Source organism: Mesorhizobium sp. L103C119B0 (assembly GCF_000502235.1).
In the GTDB taxonomy this organism is placed as follows: Bacteria; Pseudomonadota; Alphaproteobacteria; order Rhizobiales; family Rhizobiaceae; genus Mesorhizobium.
The window spans coordinates 379,404-396,087 of record NZ_AYXE01000001.1 but is presented as its reverse complement, the minus strand read 5'-3'; the positions used below and the strand labels follow the sequence as shown (position 1 = coordinate 396,087).

The window sequence follows — 16,684 nt, the reverse complement described above, 5'->3', positions numbered from 1 at the left end:
TCAGCCTTTCGACACCAGTGCCAGCGCGCGGATCGGGCTGCCGGTGCCATGTTCGATCTTGAGCGGTGCGGCGATCAGGATGGCGCCTTTTGGCGGCAACTGGTCGAGGTTGCAGAGGCTGGCAAGGCCATAGCGGTTGGCCTTGTGCATCAGCGTGTGCGCCGGGAATGGCGGCTCCATGCCGCCGGCCTTGCCGGCATCGGTGCCGATCGTCTCCGAGCCCCAGCCCTTGATATCCTTGCTGATCAGGAATTGGATGGCTTCGGCCGTCGGACCTGGCGTGTGCGGGCCGGTCTCGTTGGCGTTGAGGAACTCGGCTTCCGAGCCATTGCGCTTATACCAGTCGGTGCGCATCACCACCCATTCGCCGGCATTGATCGTGCCATGCTTGGCTTCCCATGCCTTGATGTGGTCGACGGTGAGCAGGAAATCGTGGTCGGCGGCGGCTTCCTTCGAGCAGTCGATGACGTTGACCGGGCCGACGAAATTCTGCGCCGGAATGGTGTCGGTGGCGCCGTCCGGATAGTCCTTACCGCTGATCCAGTGCTGCGGCGCATCGAAATGCGTGCCCGAATGCTCGCCGAGCTTCAGCCAGTTCCATGCCCACCACGGACCGTTCTTGTCGTAGCGGGAGATGTTGTGGATCTCGACCTTCGGCGTGTCGACGGCAAGCTCCGGCGGCAGCTTGATCAGCGGCGTGTCGGGTCCGAGCGGCGCAGAGAGGTCGACCACCTTGATGGCGCCTGAAAGCAGTTGGCCGGCGACTTCGCCGAGGAGTTTTTGCGTGTCCATGGTCTGAAGTTCCCTCTTGTCGGTGATGATCAAGGCTCGTCTCGGCCCTTAATATCCTACTAGACGAAAACATATGCATCTGCAATTATCTTTAAGCATAAAGGAAATGGGAACGGGGCGTGAGCGAGTTCGACGCCATCTTTGTCGGGGCGGGCCACAACAGTCTGGCATGCGCTGCGCATCTGGCACTCAAGGGCTGGAAAACCGGGATTTTCGAGCGCAGTGCAGCAATCGGCGGCGCCGTCCAGACACACGAATATACGCTTCCCGGCTTCCGCCACGATTTCGGTGCGATGAATCTGAGCCTGTTCGCCGGCTCCGCCTTCCACCGGAAATATGCAAATGAATTGAAAGCGCAGGGTTTGGCGTTCGCGCCGGTCGCCGACTGTTTCGCCAGCGCCTTTCCGGACGGACGCTGGTTTGGCGTCAGCAATGACCTGGAAAAGACTGCCAGCCGCATGGCCGCGTTCTCCGCTGCCGATGCCGAGACGTGGCGCAAGCTCGTTGCCGCATTCCCTGATGAGGCCGAGCATCTGTTCCGGCTGCTGGGCTCGCCGATGAGTGTGCGTGCGCTTGCCGGCACCGCCTGGAACCTGTGGCGCAAGAAGGGTATCTCAGGCGCGCTCGACACCGGTCGGCTTTTGCTGTCATCGCCTCGCGCCTGGTTGGAGGAAAATTTCGAGTCTGCGCATGTGCGGGCAACGCTCGCCACCTGGGGCATGCATCTCGACTTTGCACCCGACATCGCCGGCGGCGCCGTGTTCCCCTATCTGGAATCGATGGCCAACCAGAGCTTTGGCATGGTGCTGGGCAAGGGCGGCGCCGACACGATCATCCGGGCGCTGGCAGGTATGGTCACCTCGGCGGGCGGCAAGATCGTTACCGGGGCAGAGGTTGCCGAAATCACCGTTTCCGGCGGCAAGGCGACCGGCGTCCGGCTCGCCTCCGGTGAGACGCATACGGCAAGCAAGGCGGTGATTGCCGGCGTCGCGCCCAAGGCGTTGACCGGCAAGTTGCTGCCCAACGGTTCCGGCGACACCGGCTTCGACACGGCTATGCAGAAATTTCGGCACGCGCCTGGCACGATGATGATCCATCTGGCGCTCGACGACCTGCCGGACTGGCGCGCCGGGGCCGAGCTGCGGCAGTTCGCTTATGTGCATCTGTCGCCGTCGCTCGACGCGATGTCGCGCACCTATCAGCAGGCGATGGCGGGCATGCTGCCGGACGAACCGGTGCTGGTCGTCGGCCAGCCGACCGCGGTCGATCCGTCACGCGCGCCGCAGGGCAAGCATGTGCTGTGGGTGCAGGTGCGCATGCTGCCCGCCGAAATCCTGGGCGAGGCGGCCGGCAAGATCGCGCCCGCGCATTGGGATCAGGTCAAGGACGTCTATGCCGAACGCGTGCTCGACACCATCGAGATCTACGCACCCGGACTGCACGCGAAAATCCTCGGCCGTGCAGTGTTCTCGCCAATCGACCTCGAGCGTGAGAACCCCAATCTCGTCGGTGGCGACCAGGTCTGCGGCAGCCATCATCTGGCGCAGAACTTCTTGTTTCGCCCGGCGCGCGGCTATGCCGGCTGGAACACGCCGGTCGCCAATCTGCACCTCACGGGCGCCGCGACATGGCCGGGCGCCGGCAGCGGCGCGGCCTCGGGCTACATGCTCGCGCAACAGCTTGGCGGGAGGTAGCTCGGAAGATTTCAGGAGGGCGACGAGAGGCAAGGCGCTGCTGCCCACGAAGCCTGAAGCTATGAACTGGTAGTGCCGCGCAAAGACAACAAACAACAAGGGGAACGACCATGACAATCAACAGACGCGAATTGCTGGGATACAGTGCCGCGGCACTTGGTGCGGCCGCAATCGGCCTGCCGCAGATCGCCAAGGCAGCGGGCGAACTGACCATCGCCTATAACGTCAACCTGCCGTCCTGGGATCCGACCACCGGACCCTCGGCCGTCAACCCGACGATCCAGGGCCTCTACCAGTCGGTGTTCGACCAGTTCATTCCGCAAAAGCCGGACCTGTCCTTTGCGCCTGGCCTGCTCACCGAATGGGGCTGGAACGAGGATCGCACCAAGGTGACGATGACGGTGCGCGAAGGCGTGACCTGGCATGACGGCTCGCCCTTCACGCCCGAGGACGTGGTCTGGTCGCTGCAGCGGGCGGGCGACGAAAAGACCGGCAATCCGATCCAGTTCGTCTGGAAGAACGTCAACAATTTCAAGATCGACGGCAACAAGATCACCGGCGACGTCGTGCAGTTCGATCCGGTCTACTTTAAATGGATGTCGTTCCTGACCGGCTACATCCTGCCGAAGGCCTATTATGAGAAGGTCGGCGCCGAAGGTTTCGAGAAGGCGCCGATCGGCACCGGCCCTTACATGGTGGAAAAATTCGAGCGAAATGCTTTCCTCCGACTGAAGGCCAACCCGCACTATTGGGGCGACAAGCCGGCCTTCGAGAATGTGACGATCAAGTTCGTCACTGATGCGGCGAGCCGCGTTGCCGAAATCGAATCCGGTTCCTCGCAGGTGACGCTGGAGGTCCCCTATGAAGAGTATGACCGGCTGATCGCCAAGGACGGGCTTGCCGGCTCGTGCAAGCCCGTTTCCGACATCGGCATGATCTTCTTCAACGACATCGAAGCGATGCTGGACAAGAACGTCCGCCAGGCCGCCGTCATGGCTGTGGACAAGGAGCTTCTGGTCAAGCGGCTGCTGCGCGGCTATGGCCAACCGATCGCTACGCTGGAGACCCCGGAGTACACGGCCTTCGACGCCTCGATCAAGGTCGAGCACAATCCGGAAAAGGCCAAGGAGCTGCTCGCGGCTTCCGGCTATTCGCCGGAAAAACCGGTCAAGTTCACCATCCAGACGACCAAGGGCTTCAAGCCCAAGGATTATGAGATGATCCAGGCGATCGTCGGCATGTGGCGTAAGGTCGGCATCGAGGCGACGATCGAGGTCTACGAGATCGCCAAGCACTATGAACTGCGCGCCGCCGACAAGCTGGCGCCGGCCGCCTTCTACAATTGGGGCAACGCCATCGGCGACCCGACGACGTCGACGGGTTTTGCCATGTATGGGCCGAGCCCGCACTCGGTGTGGGACAGCCAGGATCTGATCGACATGATCAATCCGCTCTGGGGCGAGAAGGACGAGGCCAAGCGCATCGCCGGCTGGAAGGCTGTCGACAAGTATATCGCCGAGCAGGCCTATGTGCTGCCGCTGATTCAGTATGCGCAACCTATCGTGCATGCCAAGGGCGTCAACGTGGTGCAGCATGTGTCCGGCGCGCTGCTGCCGGCGCTGATGACCCCGGCCTGATATCGGCTTGTGGGCGCCACCCTTCGCTGAGCGGCCCCCTCATCCGGCCCTTCGGGCCACCTTCTCCCCGCTGGGGAGAAGAGACCAGCTCAGCTGTCCGTGACCTCTTCTCCCCTCGGGGAGAAGGTGGCCGCGAAGCGGACGAATGAGGGGGCTCTTCGTTAGAAACGCACTGGGCCAACACCAGAATGCTCCTGCAACGATTCCTGATCCGTCTGCTGACGATGCTGATCACGCTGTTCGGCGTGGCTGTCGTCGTCTTCGTCGTGATCCGCGTCGCGCCTGGTGACCCGATCGCCATGATGCTGCCCCCCGGTGCGACAGATGCCGACATCGACCGGCTGCGTGCACTCTACGGGCTCGACAAGACCATCGTGCAGCAATTCTTCATCTGGCTGTCCGGCGTCGTCAGGGGCGATTTCGGCACCTCGATTTCGCTCAGGCAAGATGTGCTCAGCCTCGTCTTCAACCGCTTGCCGGCAACGCTGGAACTCGCCATCGTCGCGCTGATCATGGCGGTTGGGCTCGGCGGCACGACGGCGATCCTCGGCGCCCGCGAACGTGGCACGGCGGTCGAAGCCGGCATCGATATCGCCAGCGGTGCCGCCCTTTCCATTCCCGATTTCCTGTGGGGCCTCGTGCTGATCCTTTTGTTTGGCGTGCTGGTGCCGATCTTCGACATTTCCGGCCGCGTGTCGCCGCAGCTCGACCTGCCCTTCGTCACCCAGTTCTATTTCTTCGAGAGCTTGCTTCGGCTGCGCCTCGACCTGACCTGGGATCTCCTGAAGCACATGCTGATGCCGGCTGTGGCGCTGGCGCTGCCGCTGGCCGCAATCATCGCGCAGTTGCTGAAACAGTCGCTGAAGGAAGTGCTGGACCTCGACTATGTCGTGCTGGCGCGGGTGAAGGGGTTTTCGGAAACGCAGGTTATCTTACGCGAGGCGCTGAAGAACGCTGCCTTGCCGACACTGACTCTCGTCGGCGTCCAGTTCACCTTCCTCATCGGCGGCACGGTCATCGTCGAGCGGCTGTTTTCCTACGAAGGGCTCGGTAACATGGCGATCGATGCCGTCATCAACCGCGACCTGCCGCTGATCCAAGGCATCGTGCTGGTGTTCGCGCTGCTGTTCGTGCTGATCAATCTTGGCGTCGACATGATGTACGCGCTGCTCAATCCGAGGCTGCGCCATGGATGAGGCACGCATCGCCCGGCGCGGACTGGGCCCGAGGCTGTGGCTGGCCGGCGGCTGGCTGCTGCTGGCGCTGCTGGCCGCGATCTTCGCGCCGCTGGTCGCACCGCAGGACCCGCTGGCGCAAGACCTGATGCTGGAACGGCTGCCGCCATTCTGGATGAGTGGTGCGGAATCCGGCTATTGGCTGGGCACCGACAGCCTCGGCCGCGATCTCCTCTCCCGGCTGATCTTCGGCGGCCGTATCGCCTTCATCGTCGCTTTCGCGGCGGCGATCGCCGCCTGCCTTGTCGGCTCGACGCTCGGACTGGTCGCCGGCTATTTCGGCGGCTGGGCCGACCGCATCATTTCACGCATCGTCGACGTCTGGATGGCATTCCCGCCGGTGCTGTTCGCCATCCTGCTGGTCGCGGTGCTCGGCACCGGCCTCAGTTCCGTCATCCTCGCCATCGTCATAATCGACTGGACGCGCTTTTGCCGGGTGATCCGCGCCGAAGCGATGGGCCAGTCGCGCATGGACTATGTCGAGAACGCCCGCATCGCCGGCTATGGCCGCATCGGCATCATGCTGCGCGAGGTGCTGCCCAATGTGGTGCCGTCGATCGTGGCACTGCTGTCGCTGGAGATGGGCATCGCCGTCATCGTCGAGGCCATCCTGTCCTTCGTCAATCTGTCGATCTCGACCGACGATCCGACCTGGGGCGGCATCATCGCCGAGGGCCGGCTGTCGATCCATCAGGCCTGGTGGGTGCTGGTGTTTCCGCTTGTCACGCTGATCCTCACCGTGCTGTCGTTCAGCCAGTTCGGTGAGGCGCTGAAGACACGCTTCGATCCGGTGCTGCGATGAGCGCTTGCCTGGATATTGCCAATCTGAGCGCCGTGCTGCCGAACGGCCAGCGCGTGCTGCGGTCGGTGTCGCTCTCCGTGCAGCCGGGTGAGGTGCGTGCCCTTGTTGGCGAGAGCGGCGCCGGCAAGACGATGATCGGCAAGGCGGTGCTCGGTGTGCTGCCGTCAAGCGTGCGCATCGTCGAAGGCGCCATGCAGCTCGAAGGCCAAGAGCTCGGCAGGCTGCAGCCCAAGGCAAGGCGCACGCTGATCGGCGCTCGCACGGCGCTGATCCCGCAAGATCCGTTGACTGCGCTCAACCCGTCGCGCCGCATCGGTCCGCAGATGACTGACCGGCTGGTGCGCATTCTCGGCTGGAACGGTGACAAGGCGGACAAGCGTATCCGGCAATTGTTGGATGAGGTGCAGATCCGCGATCCCGACCGGGTGCTGAAATGCTATCCGCACGAGCTGTCCGGCGGCATGCGCCAGCGCGTGCTGATCGCCGCCGCCTTCGCCGCCGAGCCACGGCTGATCGTGGCCGACGAGCCGACAACCGCGCTCGACGTTACCGTGCAAAAGCAGATCCTGCGACTGATCGCCGAGCTGCAGCGCGAGCATGGCACCGCGATCCTGTTCGTCACCCACGATCTCGGCGTCGTTGCAAAGATCAGCCAGCAAGTGTCTGTGCTCTACGCCGGCAAGGTGGTGGAAGAGGCTGACACAGCCGCTCTCTTCGCCGCGCCTGAGCATCCCTATACGCGGGCATTGATGGCCGCTACGCCGCGCTATACGGATCCCTTTGCCTCGCTGAAGCCGGTGGACGAGACCGTGCTGGCCGGGCTTGCCGCCGAGATCGGCGCGGCAGACCAGGCGTGGAGGCGGCCGCATGGTTGAGCCGCTGTTTTCCGTGCGCGGGCTGAAGGTGGCGCTGCCCGACATGACCCGCAAGCCGCTGATCGGGCGCGCGCCGCTGGCCGAGATTTTGAGAGGCCTGGATTTCGATTTGCCGAGGGGCTTGGTGACCGGCATCGTCGGTGAATCCGGGTCCGGAAAATCGACGCTCGGCCGCACGCTTGTCAGACTTCTGGAGCCGAGCGTCGGCAGCATCCATTTCGAGGGCCGCGATATCGCCCATCTGCCGGATGCCGAGCTGCGACCTCTGCGCCGCCACCTGCAGATGATCTTCCAGGACCCGATGTCGTCGCTCAACCCGCGTCGCACCATCGCCGGCATCATTGCCGCGCCGCTCAAGCAGAATGGGCTTGGCGACAGGCTTAGGGAACGCGTCGCCGAGGCATTGCATCGCGTCGGCCTGCCGCAAAGCTTCGCTAGTCGCTATCGTCATGAACTGTCGGGCGGGCAGCGCCAGCGCGTCGGAATTGCGCGCGCGTTGGCGCTTTCGCCGAAATTCGTGCTGGCCGACGAGATCGTCTCCGGCCTCGACGTATCGACGCAGGCGCAGATCCTCACCCTTTTGGAGAGACTGGCCGCGGAGATGGGGCTGACGGTCGCCTTCATCAGCCACGACCTGTCGGTCATCCGGCGGCTGTGCCAACAAGTGATCGTCATGCGCGAGGGCAGGATCGTCGAGGCGAGCGCCACNCGCCACCGATGCGCTGTTCGACAATCCCAAGGAGACCTACACGCGCGACCTGCTTGCCGCCATCCCACTGCCTGAGATCGACGCGGACTGGTTGCGGCCAGCAACGAAAGCGCCGGCATAGGACTGTTCACCCCCCACGCCGAACAGCGGGCTTCGGACGTGCATGAGGGCAAAATCAGCCCGCGAACGGAGGGTAATATGAATTACGCAGCCCGCGGCACGATGCTTGCCGCGATCCTGTTCTGCTCGATGGGAACGGCTTCGGCCGATGCGATCCCCGGCATGCGCGGCCACGACCACACCGGCATCACGGTGCCCGACATGAAGCAGGCGGTCGACTTCTTCACCGAAGTCGTCGGCTGCAAGAAGGCGATGTCGTTCGGTCCGTTCGCCGATGACAAGGGCACCTTCATGCAGGATCTTCTGGGCGTCGATCCGAAGGCTGTCATCGAGCAGGTCACCATGGTGCGTTGCGGTTATGGATCGAACATCGAGCTGTTCAAGTACACCGCGCCTGACCAGAAGGATTTGACTCCGAAGAACAGCGATATCGGCGGCTTCCACATTGCCATGTATGTCGATGATGTCGCCGCGGCGAAAGCCTATCTCGACGGCAAGGGGGTGAAGACGCGGTTGGGTCCGCTGCCGGTCAAGGAAGGTCCGGCGGCCGGCCAGACCATCCTCTATTTCCAGGCGCCATGGGGATTGCAACTGGAGGCGATCAGCTATCCCGATGGGATGGCCTATGAGAAGGGTGCCGAGACTGTGCTGTGGAGCCCGAAGAACCCGGACAAGTAATTTCCAGAGCGCGCTTGCGGGGCCAGCCCGCAGGCGCGCCACCCGTGTCCAGCAATCGTTCCAACATGAAACTTTAAGCTTGAAATATTTTATCTCCGGCGCGATACTTGATATGCAGCAAGCGAAGAGGAGATCGCACGGATGAAGGTTGCGGTTCTCGGTGGCGGACCAGCCGGCCTCTACTTTGCCATTTCAATGAAGCTGCGGGACGCCGCCCACGAGGTCACGGTGTTTGAGCGCAACCGCGCCGACGATACGTTCGGCTGGGGCGTCGTGCTGTCGGCCGAAACACTCGACAACCTTGCCAAAAACGACCCGGTCAGCGCTGTATGGATCAAGAAGCATTTCGCCTATTGGGACGACATCGCCGTCATCCATGACGGCGTGCGCACGGTCTCGTCGGGCCACGGTTTCTGTGGCATCGGCCGCAAGCGGCTTCTGATCCTGCTGCAGCGACGCGCGCGCGAACTTGGCGTGAGGCTGATGTTCGAGAGCGATATCGCCGACCCTCAGCACTATATGGAGACGCATGATCTGGTCGTCGCCGCCGATGGGCTGAACTCAAGGGCGCGCAACACCTTCGTCGAAGTCTTCAAGCCCGACATCGACACCCGCAAATGCAAATTCGTCTGGCTCGGCACCAACCAGAAATTCGACGACGCCTTCACCTTCATCTTCGAGAAGACCGATCATGGCTGGGTGTGGGCGCACGCCTATCAATTCGACAGCGAGACAGCGACCTTCATTGTCGAGTGCAGCGAACAGACCTGGGCTGCCTTCGGCTTCGGCGCCATGTCGCAGCAGGAATCCATCGCCGTCTGCGAGCGCATCTTTGAGAAACATCTCGGCGGCCACGCGCTGATGACCAATGCCAATCACATCAGAGGTTCGGCCTGGATCAATTTCCCGCGCGTGCTGTGCGAACGCTGGTCCTACAAGAACCTGGCTCTGATGGGCGACGCGGCGGCCTCGGCACATTTCTCGATCGGCTCCGGGACCAAGCTCGCATTGGAAAGCGCGGTGGCGCTGGCCGAATATGTCAAAACCGAACCGGACCTCGACGCCGCCTTCCGCAAGTATGAGGATGCGCGCCGCACCGAGGTGCTGAAGCTGCAGTCGGCGGCGCGCAATTCGCTGGAGTGGTTCGAGGAGGTCGAGCGCTATCTCGGCCTCGATCCGGTGCAGTTCAATTATTCGCTGCTGACCCGCTCGCAACGCATCAGCCACGAGAATTTGCGGCTGCGCGATGCCAAATGGCTTGAAAGCGCCGAGGAATGGTTCCAGCGCCAGGCGGGGGCAGGCGGCAACAGGCAACGCCGGGCACCGATGTTCGCGCCGTTCAAACTGCGCGACATGCAGCTCAACAACCGCATCGTCGTTTCGCCGATGGCGCAGTACAAGGCAGTCGATGGCTGCCCGACCGACTGGCATTTCGCCCACTATGCCGAGCGTGCCAAGGGCGGCGCCGGGCTTGTCTATATCGAGATGACCTGCGTCAGCCCGGAAGGACGCATCACGCCCGGTTGTCCCGGCTTCTATGCGTCCGAACATGAGGTGGCGTGGAAGCGGCTGGTCGATTTCGTCCACACCGAGACCGAGGCTAAAATCTGCGCCCAGATCGGGCATTCCGGGGGCAAGGGCTCGACCCGTGTCGGCTGGGAGGGCACCGACGTGCCGCTCTCCTCGGGCAATTGGCCGGTCATGGCGGCCTCGGCGATTGCATGGTCGCCGCAAAACCAGGTGCCGAAAGCCATGGACCGCGCCGATATGGATTTGGTGCGCGACCAGTTCGTGGCCTCCACCGAAATGGCCGATCGTTGCGGCTTCGACATGCTGGAGATCCACGCCGCGCACGGCTATCTCCTGTCGTCCTTCATCACGCCGGTCACCAACCAGCGCACGGATGAGTATGGCGGTTCGCTGGAAAATCGCATGCGCTATCCCCTGGAAGTCTTCCATGCGGTGCGCGCCGCCTGGCCGGGGCGAAAGCCGATTTCGGTGCGCATTTCGGCCAATGATTGGGTCGGCATCGAGGGTGTGACGCCGGCCGATGCGGTGGAGATCGCGCGCATGCTGCACGAAGCCGGCGTCGACATCTGCGACGTCTCGGCAGGTCAGACCTCGATTGCCGCCAAGCCTGTCTATGGCCGCATGTTCCAGACACCATTCTCGGACCGTATCCGCAACGAGGTCGGCATGGCGACGATGGCGGTCGGCAACATCTATGAGCCGGACCATGTCAATTCGATCCTGATGGCAGGCCGCGCCGACCTGGTGGCCCTGGCACGGCCGCATCTCGCCGATCCCTACTGGACGCTGCATGCGGCGGTGAGGCTCACTGACCGTGGGGTCAAATGGCCGGATCCCTATCTTCCCGGACGCGACCAGATCTACCGGCTGGCCGAGCGCGATGCGGCGGCGGGGCTGAAAGTATGACGACGGCCTTGGCGATTTCAGGCAAACATGCGCTGGTCACTGGCGGCGGCTCCGGCGTCGGCCGGGCCATAGCACTCGTGCTGGCCGAGGCCGGCATAGAGGTGACCATATGCGGGCGGCGCGAGGCCGAGCTTGCCAAGGTGGCTGGCGAGAACGACCGCATCCACGCCATGTCAGCCGATGTTGCCAACGAGGCGGCGGTGACATCGCTCTACGCGCAAGCGGAAGCCGTGCGCGGCCCGTTCGACATCGTCGTCGCCAATGCCGGCATTGCCGGCAGCACGCCGGCGCACAAGACCTCGCTTGCCGACTGGCAGCGCACGCTCGACGTCAATCTGACCGGCGCCTTCCTGACGGTGAAGCCGGCGCTGGCCGGCATGGCCGCGCGCAAGGCGGGCCGGATCGTCTTCGTCGCCTCGACCGCAGGGCTGAAAGGCTACGCCTATGTCGCACCCTATGTGGCGGCCAAGCACGGCGTCGTCGGGCTGATGCGGGCGCTGGCCGCCGAGACGGCGAAATCCGGCGTGACCGTCAACGCCGTTTGCCCGGGCTTCGTAGAGACCGGCATGCTGGAGGAGTCCATTCAGCGCGTCGTGGAAAAGACCGGCCGCTCAGTCGAGCAGGCGCGGGCGAGCCTTGCCTCGACCAACCCGCAAGGCCGTTTCATCCAGCCGCAGGAAGTTGCCGCGGCGGTGCTCTGGCTGTGCGGCGATGCGGCTGCGTCGATTACCGGACAAGCAATTTCGATCTCAGGAGGCGAAACATGGTAGCCGGCCCATTGCCCGCGCCGTCGGGACCCGGCAAGGACCGGCTGCGTCTCTGGATCAGGCTGCTGCGCGCCTCGCGCACGATCGAAGCGGAGCTGCGCGAGCGCCTGAAGAAGGAATTCGATACGACGCTGCCGCGTTTCGACGTCATGGCCGCCCTCTACCGCGCGCCGGAAGGCATGCTGATGAGCGATCTGTCGCGCTTCCTGCTGGTATCCAACGGCAATGTCACCGGCATCGTCGACCGGCTGGTTTCGGAAGGGGTGGTCGCGCGCGCGCGCCGCAATGGCGATCGCCGCACATCCATGGTGCGACTGACCGACGAGGGTTCCAAATCTTTTGCCGCAATGGCCGCGGCGCATGAGGGTTGGATCGGAGAATTGCTGGCCAAGGTCAGCGAGGAGGATGCGCGCCGGCTGACCGGCATGCTGACCTCGTTCCGCAGCAACTGGGAGGGACGCGAATGAGTTCGATGGCCGGCCTCAAGCCGAAGCACTTCCTTTGGGAAGTCGAAGGCAGGATCGCCAAGGTGCGGCTCGACCGGCCGGAGCGCAAGAATCCGCTGACCTTCGACAGCTATGCGGAACTGCGCGACACGTTCCGCGATCTCGTCTATGCCGACGACGTCGACGCCGTGGTGTTCCTGCCCAATGGCGGCAATTTCTGCTCGGGCGGCGATGTCCACGACATTATCGGCCCATTGGTCAAGATGGACATGAAGGAATTGCTCGCCTTCACCCGCATGACCGGCGATTTCGTCAAGGCGATGCTCAACTGCGGCAAGCCGATCATCGCGGCGGTCGACGGGGTCGCGGTCGGCGCCGGCGCCATCATCGCCATGAGCGCCGACATCCGCATCGCCACGCCGGAGGCCAAGACCGCTTTCCTGTTCACCCGCGTCGGGCTTGCCGGCTGCGATATGGGCGCGTGCGCGATCCTGCCGCGCATCATCGGCCAGGGCCGTGCCGCCGAATTGCTCTACACCGGCCGCACGATGACGGCGGCGGAAGGCGAGCGCTGGGGCTTCTACAACAGGCTGGTCGATGCCGCAGTGCTCGAGGCCGACGCGCTCGAGATGGCGGCGCGCATCGTCTCCGGCCCGACCTTCGCGCACGGCATCACCAAGACGCAGCTCAACCAGGAATGGTCGATGGGCCTCGACCAGGCAATCGAAGCGGAAGCGCAGGCGCAGGCGATCTGCATGCAGACGCGTGACTTCGAGCGCGCCTACAAGGCCTTCGTCGCCAAGGAAAAACCGGTGTTCGAGGGGAATTGATGGCAGACAGGAGCTTCCTCAGCTGGCCGTTCTTTGAAGATCGCCACCGCGAACTGGCCGAAAGGCTGGAAGCATGGTGCGTCAGGAACCTGCCCGTCGATCACCATGACGTCGATGCCGCCTGCCGCGAGCTGGTGGCGAAACTTGGCCGCGACGGCTGGCTGAAGCCGACGGCGCTCGATACGGACAATCCGGGACCGCTCGATGTCCGCACCTTGTGCATCACCCGCGAGACGCTGGCGCGCCATGACGGGTTGGCCGACTTTGCCTTCGCCATGCAGGGGCTCGGCACCGGCGCGCTCAGCCTGTTCGGCACGCCCGACCAGCAGCAATGGCTGGCAAAGACCAGGGCCGGCAAGACGATTTCCGCCTTCGCGCTTTCGGAGCCACGCTCCGGGTCGGATGTCGCCAACACCGAAATGATGGCGAGCCGCGATGGCGACTTCTATATCCTCAGCGGCGAGAAGACCTGGATTTCCAATGGCGGCATTGCCGATCTCTACGTCGTCTTTGCCCGCACCGCCGAGGCACCGGGTGCCAAGGGACTTTCCGCCTTTCTCGTACCCGCTGATACCAAGGGGCTTGGCATCGCCGAGCGCCTTGAAGTGATCGCGCCGCATCCGCTGGCGCGGCTTTCCTTCGATCAGGTCCGGGTGTCGGCCTCGGCGCTGATCGGCAAACCGGGAGACGGCTTCCGCATCGCCATGTCGGTGCTTGACGTGTTCCGCTCGACGGTCGGCGCGGCGGCACTCGGCTTTGCCCGCCGGGCGCTGGACGAAAGCATCAGCAGGGTGGCCGAGCGCAAACTCTTCGGCGCTCCGATGGCAGAGCTGCAGATGGTGCAAGGCCATATCGCCGACATGGCGCTGGACGTCGATGCCGCGGCGCTGCTGGTCTACCGCGCTGCCTGGACCAAGGACATGGGCGCGGCGCGTGTCACCCGCGAGGCGGCGATGGCTAAGCTGTTCGCCACCGACAAGGCGCAAGAGGTGATCGACAAGGCTGTGCAGCTGCATGGGGGGGACGGCGTCCGCAAGGGCCATATCGTCGAGAGCCTCTATCGCGAGATCCGCGCGCTACGCATCTACGAGGGCGCATCCGATGTGCAGAAGGTGGTGATCGCACGGCAGGTGATGGGCGCGGCCTGACGGCGATGTATTTGATTTGAGATTGATCTTTAAGAATACCGGGGAGGCTTGAAAATGCACGAGATCCTGCAGCCGGAGGGCTGGGCGAAACCGGTCGGCTACGCCAACGGCATTGCTGCGCGCGGCAGGCTCGTCTTCGTGGGCGGACAGGTCGGCTGGAACGGGCAGTGCCAGTTCGAGACCGACGATTTCGCCGGCCAGGTGCGGCAGACGCTGCAAAACATCGTCGCCGTGCTGGCGGAAGCCGGCGCGGAGCCACGGCACATCACCGCGATGACCTGGTATTTCACCGACAAGGCCGAATATCTCGGCAATCTCAAGGGTATAGGCGAGGCCTATCGCGAGGTGATCGGCCGGCATTTCCCAGCGATGGCCGCCATGCAGGTGGTGGCGCTGGTGGAAGATCGCGCCAAGATCGAGATTCAGGCAACCGCCGTCATTCCGGATTAACGAATTCGCTATTCCCGGATTGATCAGCAGCGCAGCCCCGCCCGCTTCAGCAGCGGCAATACGTGGTCGCAGAAATAGGGCAGTTCCTGGGTGTAGTTGACGAACGACAGCGCGATGCCCTGGTAGCCATGCCCGGCTATTGCCGCCATCTCGGCGGCAATCGTTTCCGGCGTTCCAACCAGCGGGTAGGTGCCGGCGCCGCCGGCGAAACGCTGCCGGTAGCGGTCATAGGCATGCGGGTCATGCGACTGCGAGAACTCCTTCTTGCCTGCCATATGAGCATCGACCGCATTGTGGTCGACCAGATCGACGGCATAGCGCGTGTAGTAGGCCTGCGCCTCTTCCATGGTTGGACGGCAGACGACATGCGCCACCGTGTAGACGCCGACGTTGCGGCCAACCTTGTCGGCCCGCTCGCTGATGTCGGCGACATGCTTGCCGGCATCGCTCATTTCCGAAAAGGTCGTGAACAGATAATCGCATCGGGCGGCGAAATCCCGGCCCGGGCCACCGAAAGCAGCGTTCATGGTCACCGGGCGTGGAACCTGCAGGCTCGCCGGCCGGCTCACTGCCTCCTTGAGGCGATAGTAGGTGCCTTCATAGTCCAGAGGCTGGTCCGAGGCGTAGAGCTTTTCCAGGATTTCGATCCATTCGGCGGCCTGGTCGTAGCCCTTCTCGACCAAAGGCGTGCCGAACATGCCGAATTCCTTCGGGTTCCAGCCGCAGACGATGTTCAAGCCGGCGCGGCCCTGGCTGATATGGTCGACAGTTGCCAGCGCCTTGGCGGCATAGAGCGGATGCACCAGCGGCACATGCACGGTCATGAACAGGCCGATCTGCTCGGTGGCCACCGCCAGAGCTGCTGCCCAGGTGAAGGTCTCGAACGACCATTCGCGCACCTTGTTGCGGCCGCCAAAGCCACGCCAGCGCGCGATCGGAAGCATAAATTCCAGCCCGGCGCGGTCGGCGATCTGCGCCGCCGTCAGATTGTCCTGCCAGCTTGCCGTCCAGCGTTCCCCCACATCGGTGATGGCCAGACCGCCATCGGCATTGGTCGAAAAGACGCCGAGCTTCAGTTTGTTCAAGCCGTGCAGGGGATGCGTTTTGATCATCATGGGAACTCGTGGCGGGAGACCGACACGCTAGGCCCGCGCAAAAATATTTCAAGCCTGAAATAGCTTCGCCGCGCCGCCGATTGCGGATATGAATTTGGAGGGGAAAAGGGGATGGATATGAGCGCGTTCCGTCAGAAGTGCATCGGCAAGACCAATCTCGTCGGCTCCTTCGCCGCTATTCCCCATCCCGTCGCCGTCGAAGTGATGGCGCTCACCGGCCTCGACTTCGTCTGCATCGACTGGGAACATGCCCAGATCGCGCGCGACACGATCGAAACCATGGTGCGGGCGGCCGACGTGCATCGCGTGCCGGCCATGGTGCGTGTTCCCGGTCATGCGCCGGAAGCTATCCAGGCGGCGCTCGACAGCGGCGCACAAGGCGTGCTCGTGCCGCGCGTCTCGACCGCTGCTCAGGCCGAGGCGGCGGTGAAAGCCTCGCGCTATCCGCCGCTGGGCGAGCGCGGCGTCGGGCCTGGCCGCGCGGCCGGCTATGGCTATCGCATTCCCGAATATCTGGCCGCGGCCAATGACAGGGTGGTCGTCGCGGTCCAGGTCGAGACATCGGAGGGGCTGGCCAACATCGAGGCGATCGCGGCCATGGACGGCATCGATGTGGTCTTCGTCGGCCCCGGCGATCTCTCCGTGTCGATCGATGCGATCGGGCCGAAAGGCGTGGACAAGCTCGATGAGGCGATCACAAGGATCATCCGCGCGACCGTCGCGCATGGCAGGACATCGGGCATATTTTGCGCCAGCCCACAGACGATCAGCCAGTGGGCCGCTATCGGCGCGAGCTTCTTCGTGCTGGCCAGCGATACGATGTTTCTTGGCGCCGGCGCTGCGGCCAACTGCACCGCTGCGCGCGCCGAGCTGCGGTAGACGGGCGGGATCGGGCAAAAACTTTTTAAGCTTAAAACTTTTTCCTTGAAAAGCGCAGCACATTGGATAGC

15 protein-coding genes and 1 pseudogene are annotated in these 16,684 nt (G+C 63.7%); 14 read left to right on the top strand and 2 right to left on the bottom strand.

What is annotated here, in order from left to right:
• The gene (locus tag X728_RS164315; RefSeq protein WP_023830414.1) at positions 1–792 is read right to left on the bottom strand and encodes a cyclase family protein; all 792 of its coding nucleotides are present in this window, start codon (positions 790–792) and stop codon (positions 1–3) included.
• Between the two features lie 119 nt (positions 793–911).
• Here X728_RS164315 and X728_RS164320 point away from each other — a divergent pair, with 119 nt between their 5' ends.
• From X728_RS164320 to X728_RS164375, 13 genes and pseudogenes are all read left to right on the top strand, one after another.
• The gene (locus X728_RS164320; protein WP_023830413.1) at positions 912–2,486 is read left to right on the top strand and encodes an NAD(P)/FAD-dependent oxidoreductase; all 1,575 of its coding nucleotides are present in this window, start codon (positions 912–914) and stop codon (positions 2,484–2,486) included.
• Positions 2,487–2,596: 110 nt separating this feature from the next.
• Positions 2,597–4,123 (top strand): ABC transporter substrate-binding protein, encoded by a 1,527-nt coding sequence (locus tag X728_RS164325; RefSeq protein ID WP_023667795.1) that lies wholly within the window; start codon positions 2,597–2,599, stop codon positions 4,121–4,123.
• A gap of 188 nt (positions 4,124–4,311) precedes the next feature.
• On the top strand, positions 4,312–5,319 hold the full coding sequence (locus tag X728_RS164330; RefSeq protein ID WP_023699867.1) for an ABC transporter permease: 1,008 nt from the start codon (positions 4,312–4,314) through the stop codon (positions 5,317–5,319).
• Entirely contained in the window at positions 5,312–6,160 is an 849-nt protein-coding gene (locus X728_RS164335; protein WP_023714925.1) for an ABC transporter permease, read from the top strand. Before X728_RS164330 ends, X728_RS164335 begins: the two co-directional genes overlap by 8 nt.
• Positions 6,157–7,035 (top strand): ABC transporter ATP-binding protein, encoded by an 879-nt coding sequence (locus tag X728_RS164340; RefSeq protein ID WP_023830412.1) that lies wholly within the window; start codon positions 6,157–6,159, stop codon positions 7,033–7,035. Before X728_RS164335 ends, X728_RS164340 begins: the two co-directional genes overlap by 4 nt.
• Positions 7,028–7,865: pseudogene (locus X728_RS01000000166095) on the top strand (ABC transporter ATP-binding protein). Before X728_RS164340 ends, X728_RS01000000166095 begins: the two are co-directional and overlap by 8 nt.
• A gap of 77 nt (positions 7,866–7,942) precedes the next feature.
• On the top strand, positions 7,943–8,542 hold the full coding sequence (locus tag X728_RS164345; protein ID WP_023682735.1) for a VOC family protein: 600 nt from the start codon (positions 7,943–7,945) through the stop codon (positions 8,540–8,542).
• Positions 8,543–8,683: 141 nt separating this feature from the next.
• The gene (locus tag X728_RS164350; RefSeq protein ID WP_023830411.1) at positions 8,684–10,978 is read left to right on the top strand and encodes a bifunctional salicylyl-CoA 5-hydroxylase/oxidoreductase; all 2,295 of its coding nucleotides are present in this window, start codon (positions 8,684–8,686) and stop codon (positions 10,976–10,978) included.
• On the top strand, positions 10,975–11,748 hold the full coding sequence (locus tag X728_RS164355; protein WP_023830410.1) for an SDR family NAD(P)-dependent oxidoreductase: 774 nt from the start codon (positions 10,975–10,977) through the stop codon (positions 11,746–11,748). Before X728_RS164350 ends, X728_RS164355 begins: the two co-directional genes overlap by 4 nt.
• On the top strand, positions 11,742–12,212 hold the full coding sequence (locus X728_RS164360) for a MarR family transcriptional regulator (protein WP_023667803.1): 471 nt from the start codon (positions 11,742–11,744) through the stop codon (positions 12,210–12,212). Before X728_RS164355 ends, X728_RS164360 begins: the two co-directional genes overlap by 7 nt.
• Positions 12,209–13,021: an enoyl-CoA hydratase family protein gene (locus X728_RS164365; RefSeq protein ID WP_023818601.1), complete on the top strand. Its 813-nt coding sequence runs from the start codon at positions 12,209–12,211 to the stop codon at positions 13,019–13,021. The genes X728_RS164360 and X728_RS164365 overlap by 4 nt, the downstream gene beginning before the upstream one ends.
• Positions 13,021–14,169: an acyl-CoA dehydrogenase family protein gene (locus X728_RS164370; RefSeq protein ID WP_023714921.1), complete on the top strand. Its 1,149-nt coding sequence runs from the start codon at positions 13,021–13,023 to the stop codon at positions 14,167–14,169. The genes X728_RS164365 and X728_RS164370 overlap by 1 nt, the downstream gene beginning before the upstream one ends.
• Before the next feature lie 54 nt (positions 14,170–14,223).
• On the top strand, positions 14,224–14,619 hold the full coding sequence (locus X728_RS164375; protein ID WP_023667806.1) for a RidA family protein: 396 nt from the start codon (positions 14,224–14,226) through the stop codon (positions 14,617–14,619).
• 23 nt (positions 14,620–14,642) lie between these two features.
• Here X728_RS164375 and X728_RS164380 read toward each other — a convergent pair whose 3' ends face one another.
• Entirely contained in the window at positions 14,643–15,731 is a 1,089-nt protein-coding gene (locus X728_RS164380) for an LLM class flavin-dependent oxidoreductase (protein ID WP_023830409.1), read from the bottom strand.
• Positions 15,732–15,851: 120 nt separating this feature from the next.
• Here X728_RS164380 and X728_RS164385 point away from each other — a divergent pair, with 120 nt between their 5' ends.
• Positions 15,852–16,613: an HpcH/HpaI aldolase/citrate lyase family protein gene (locus tag X728_RS164385; protein WP_023830408.1), complete on the top strand. Its 762-nt coding sequence runs from the start codon at positions 15,852–15,854 to the stop codon at positions 16,611–16,613.
• The last annotated feature ends 71 nt before the right edge of the window (positions 16,614–16,684 follow it).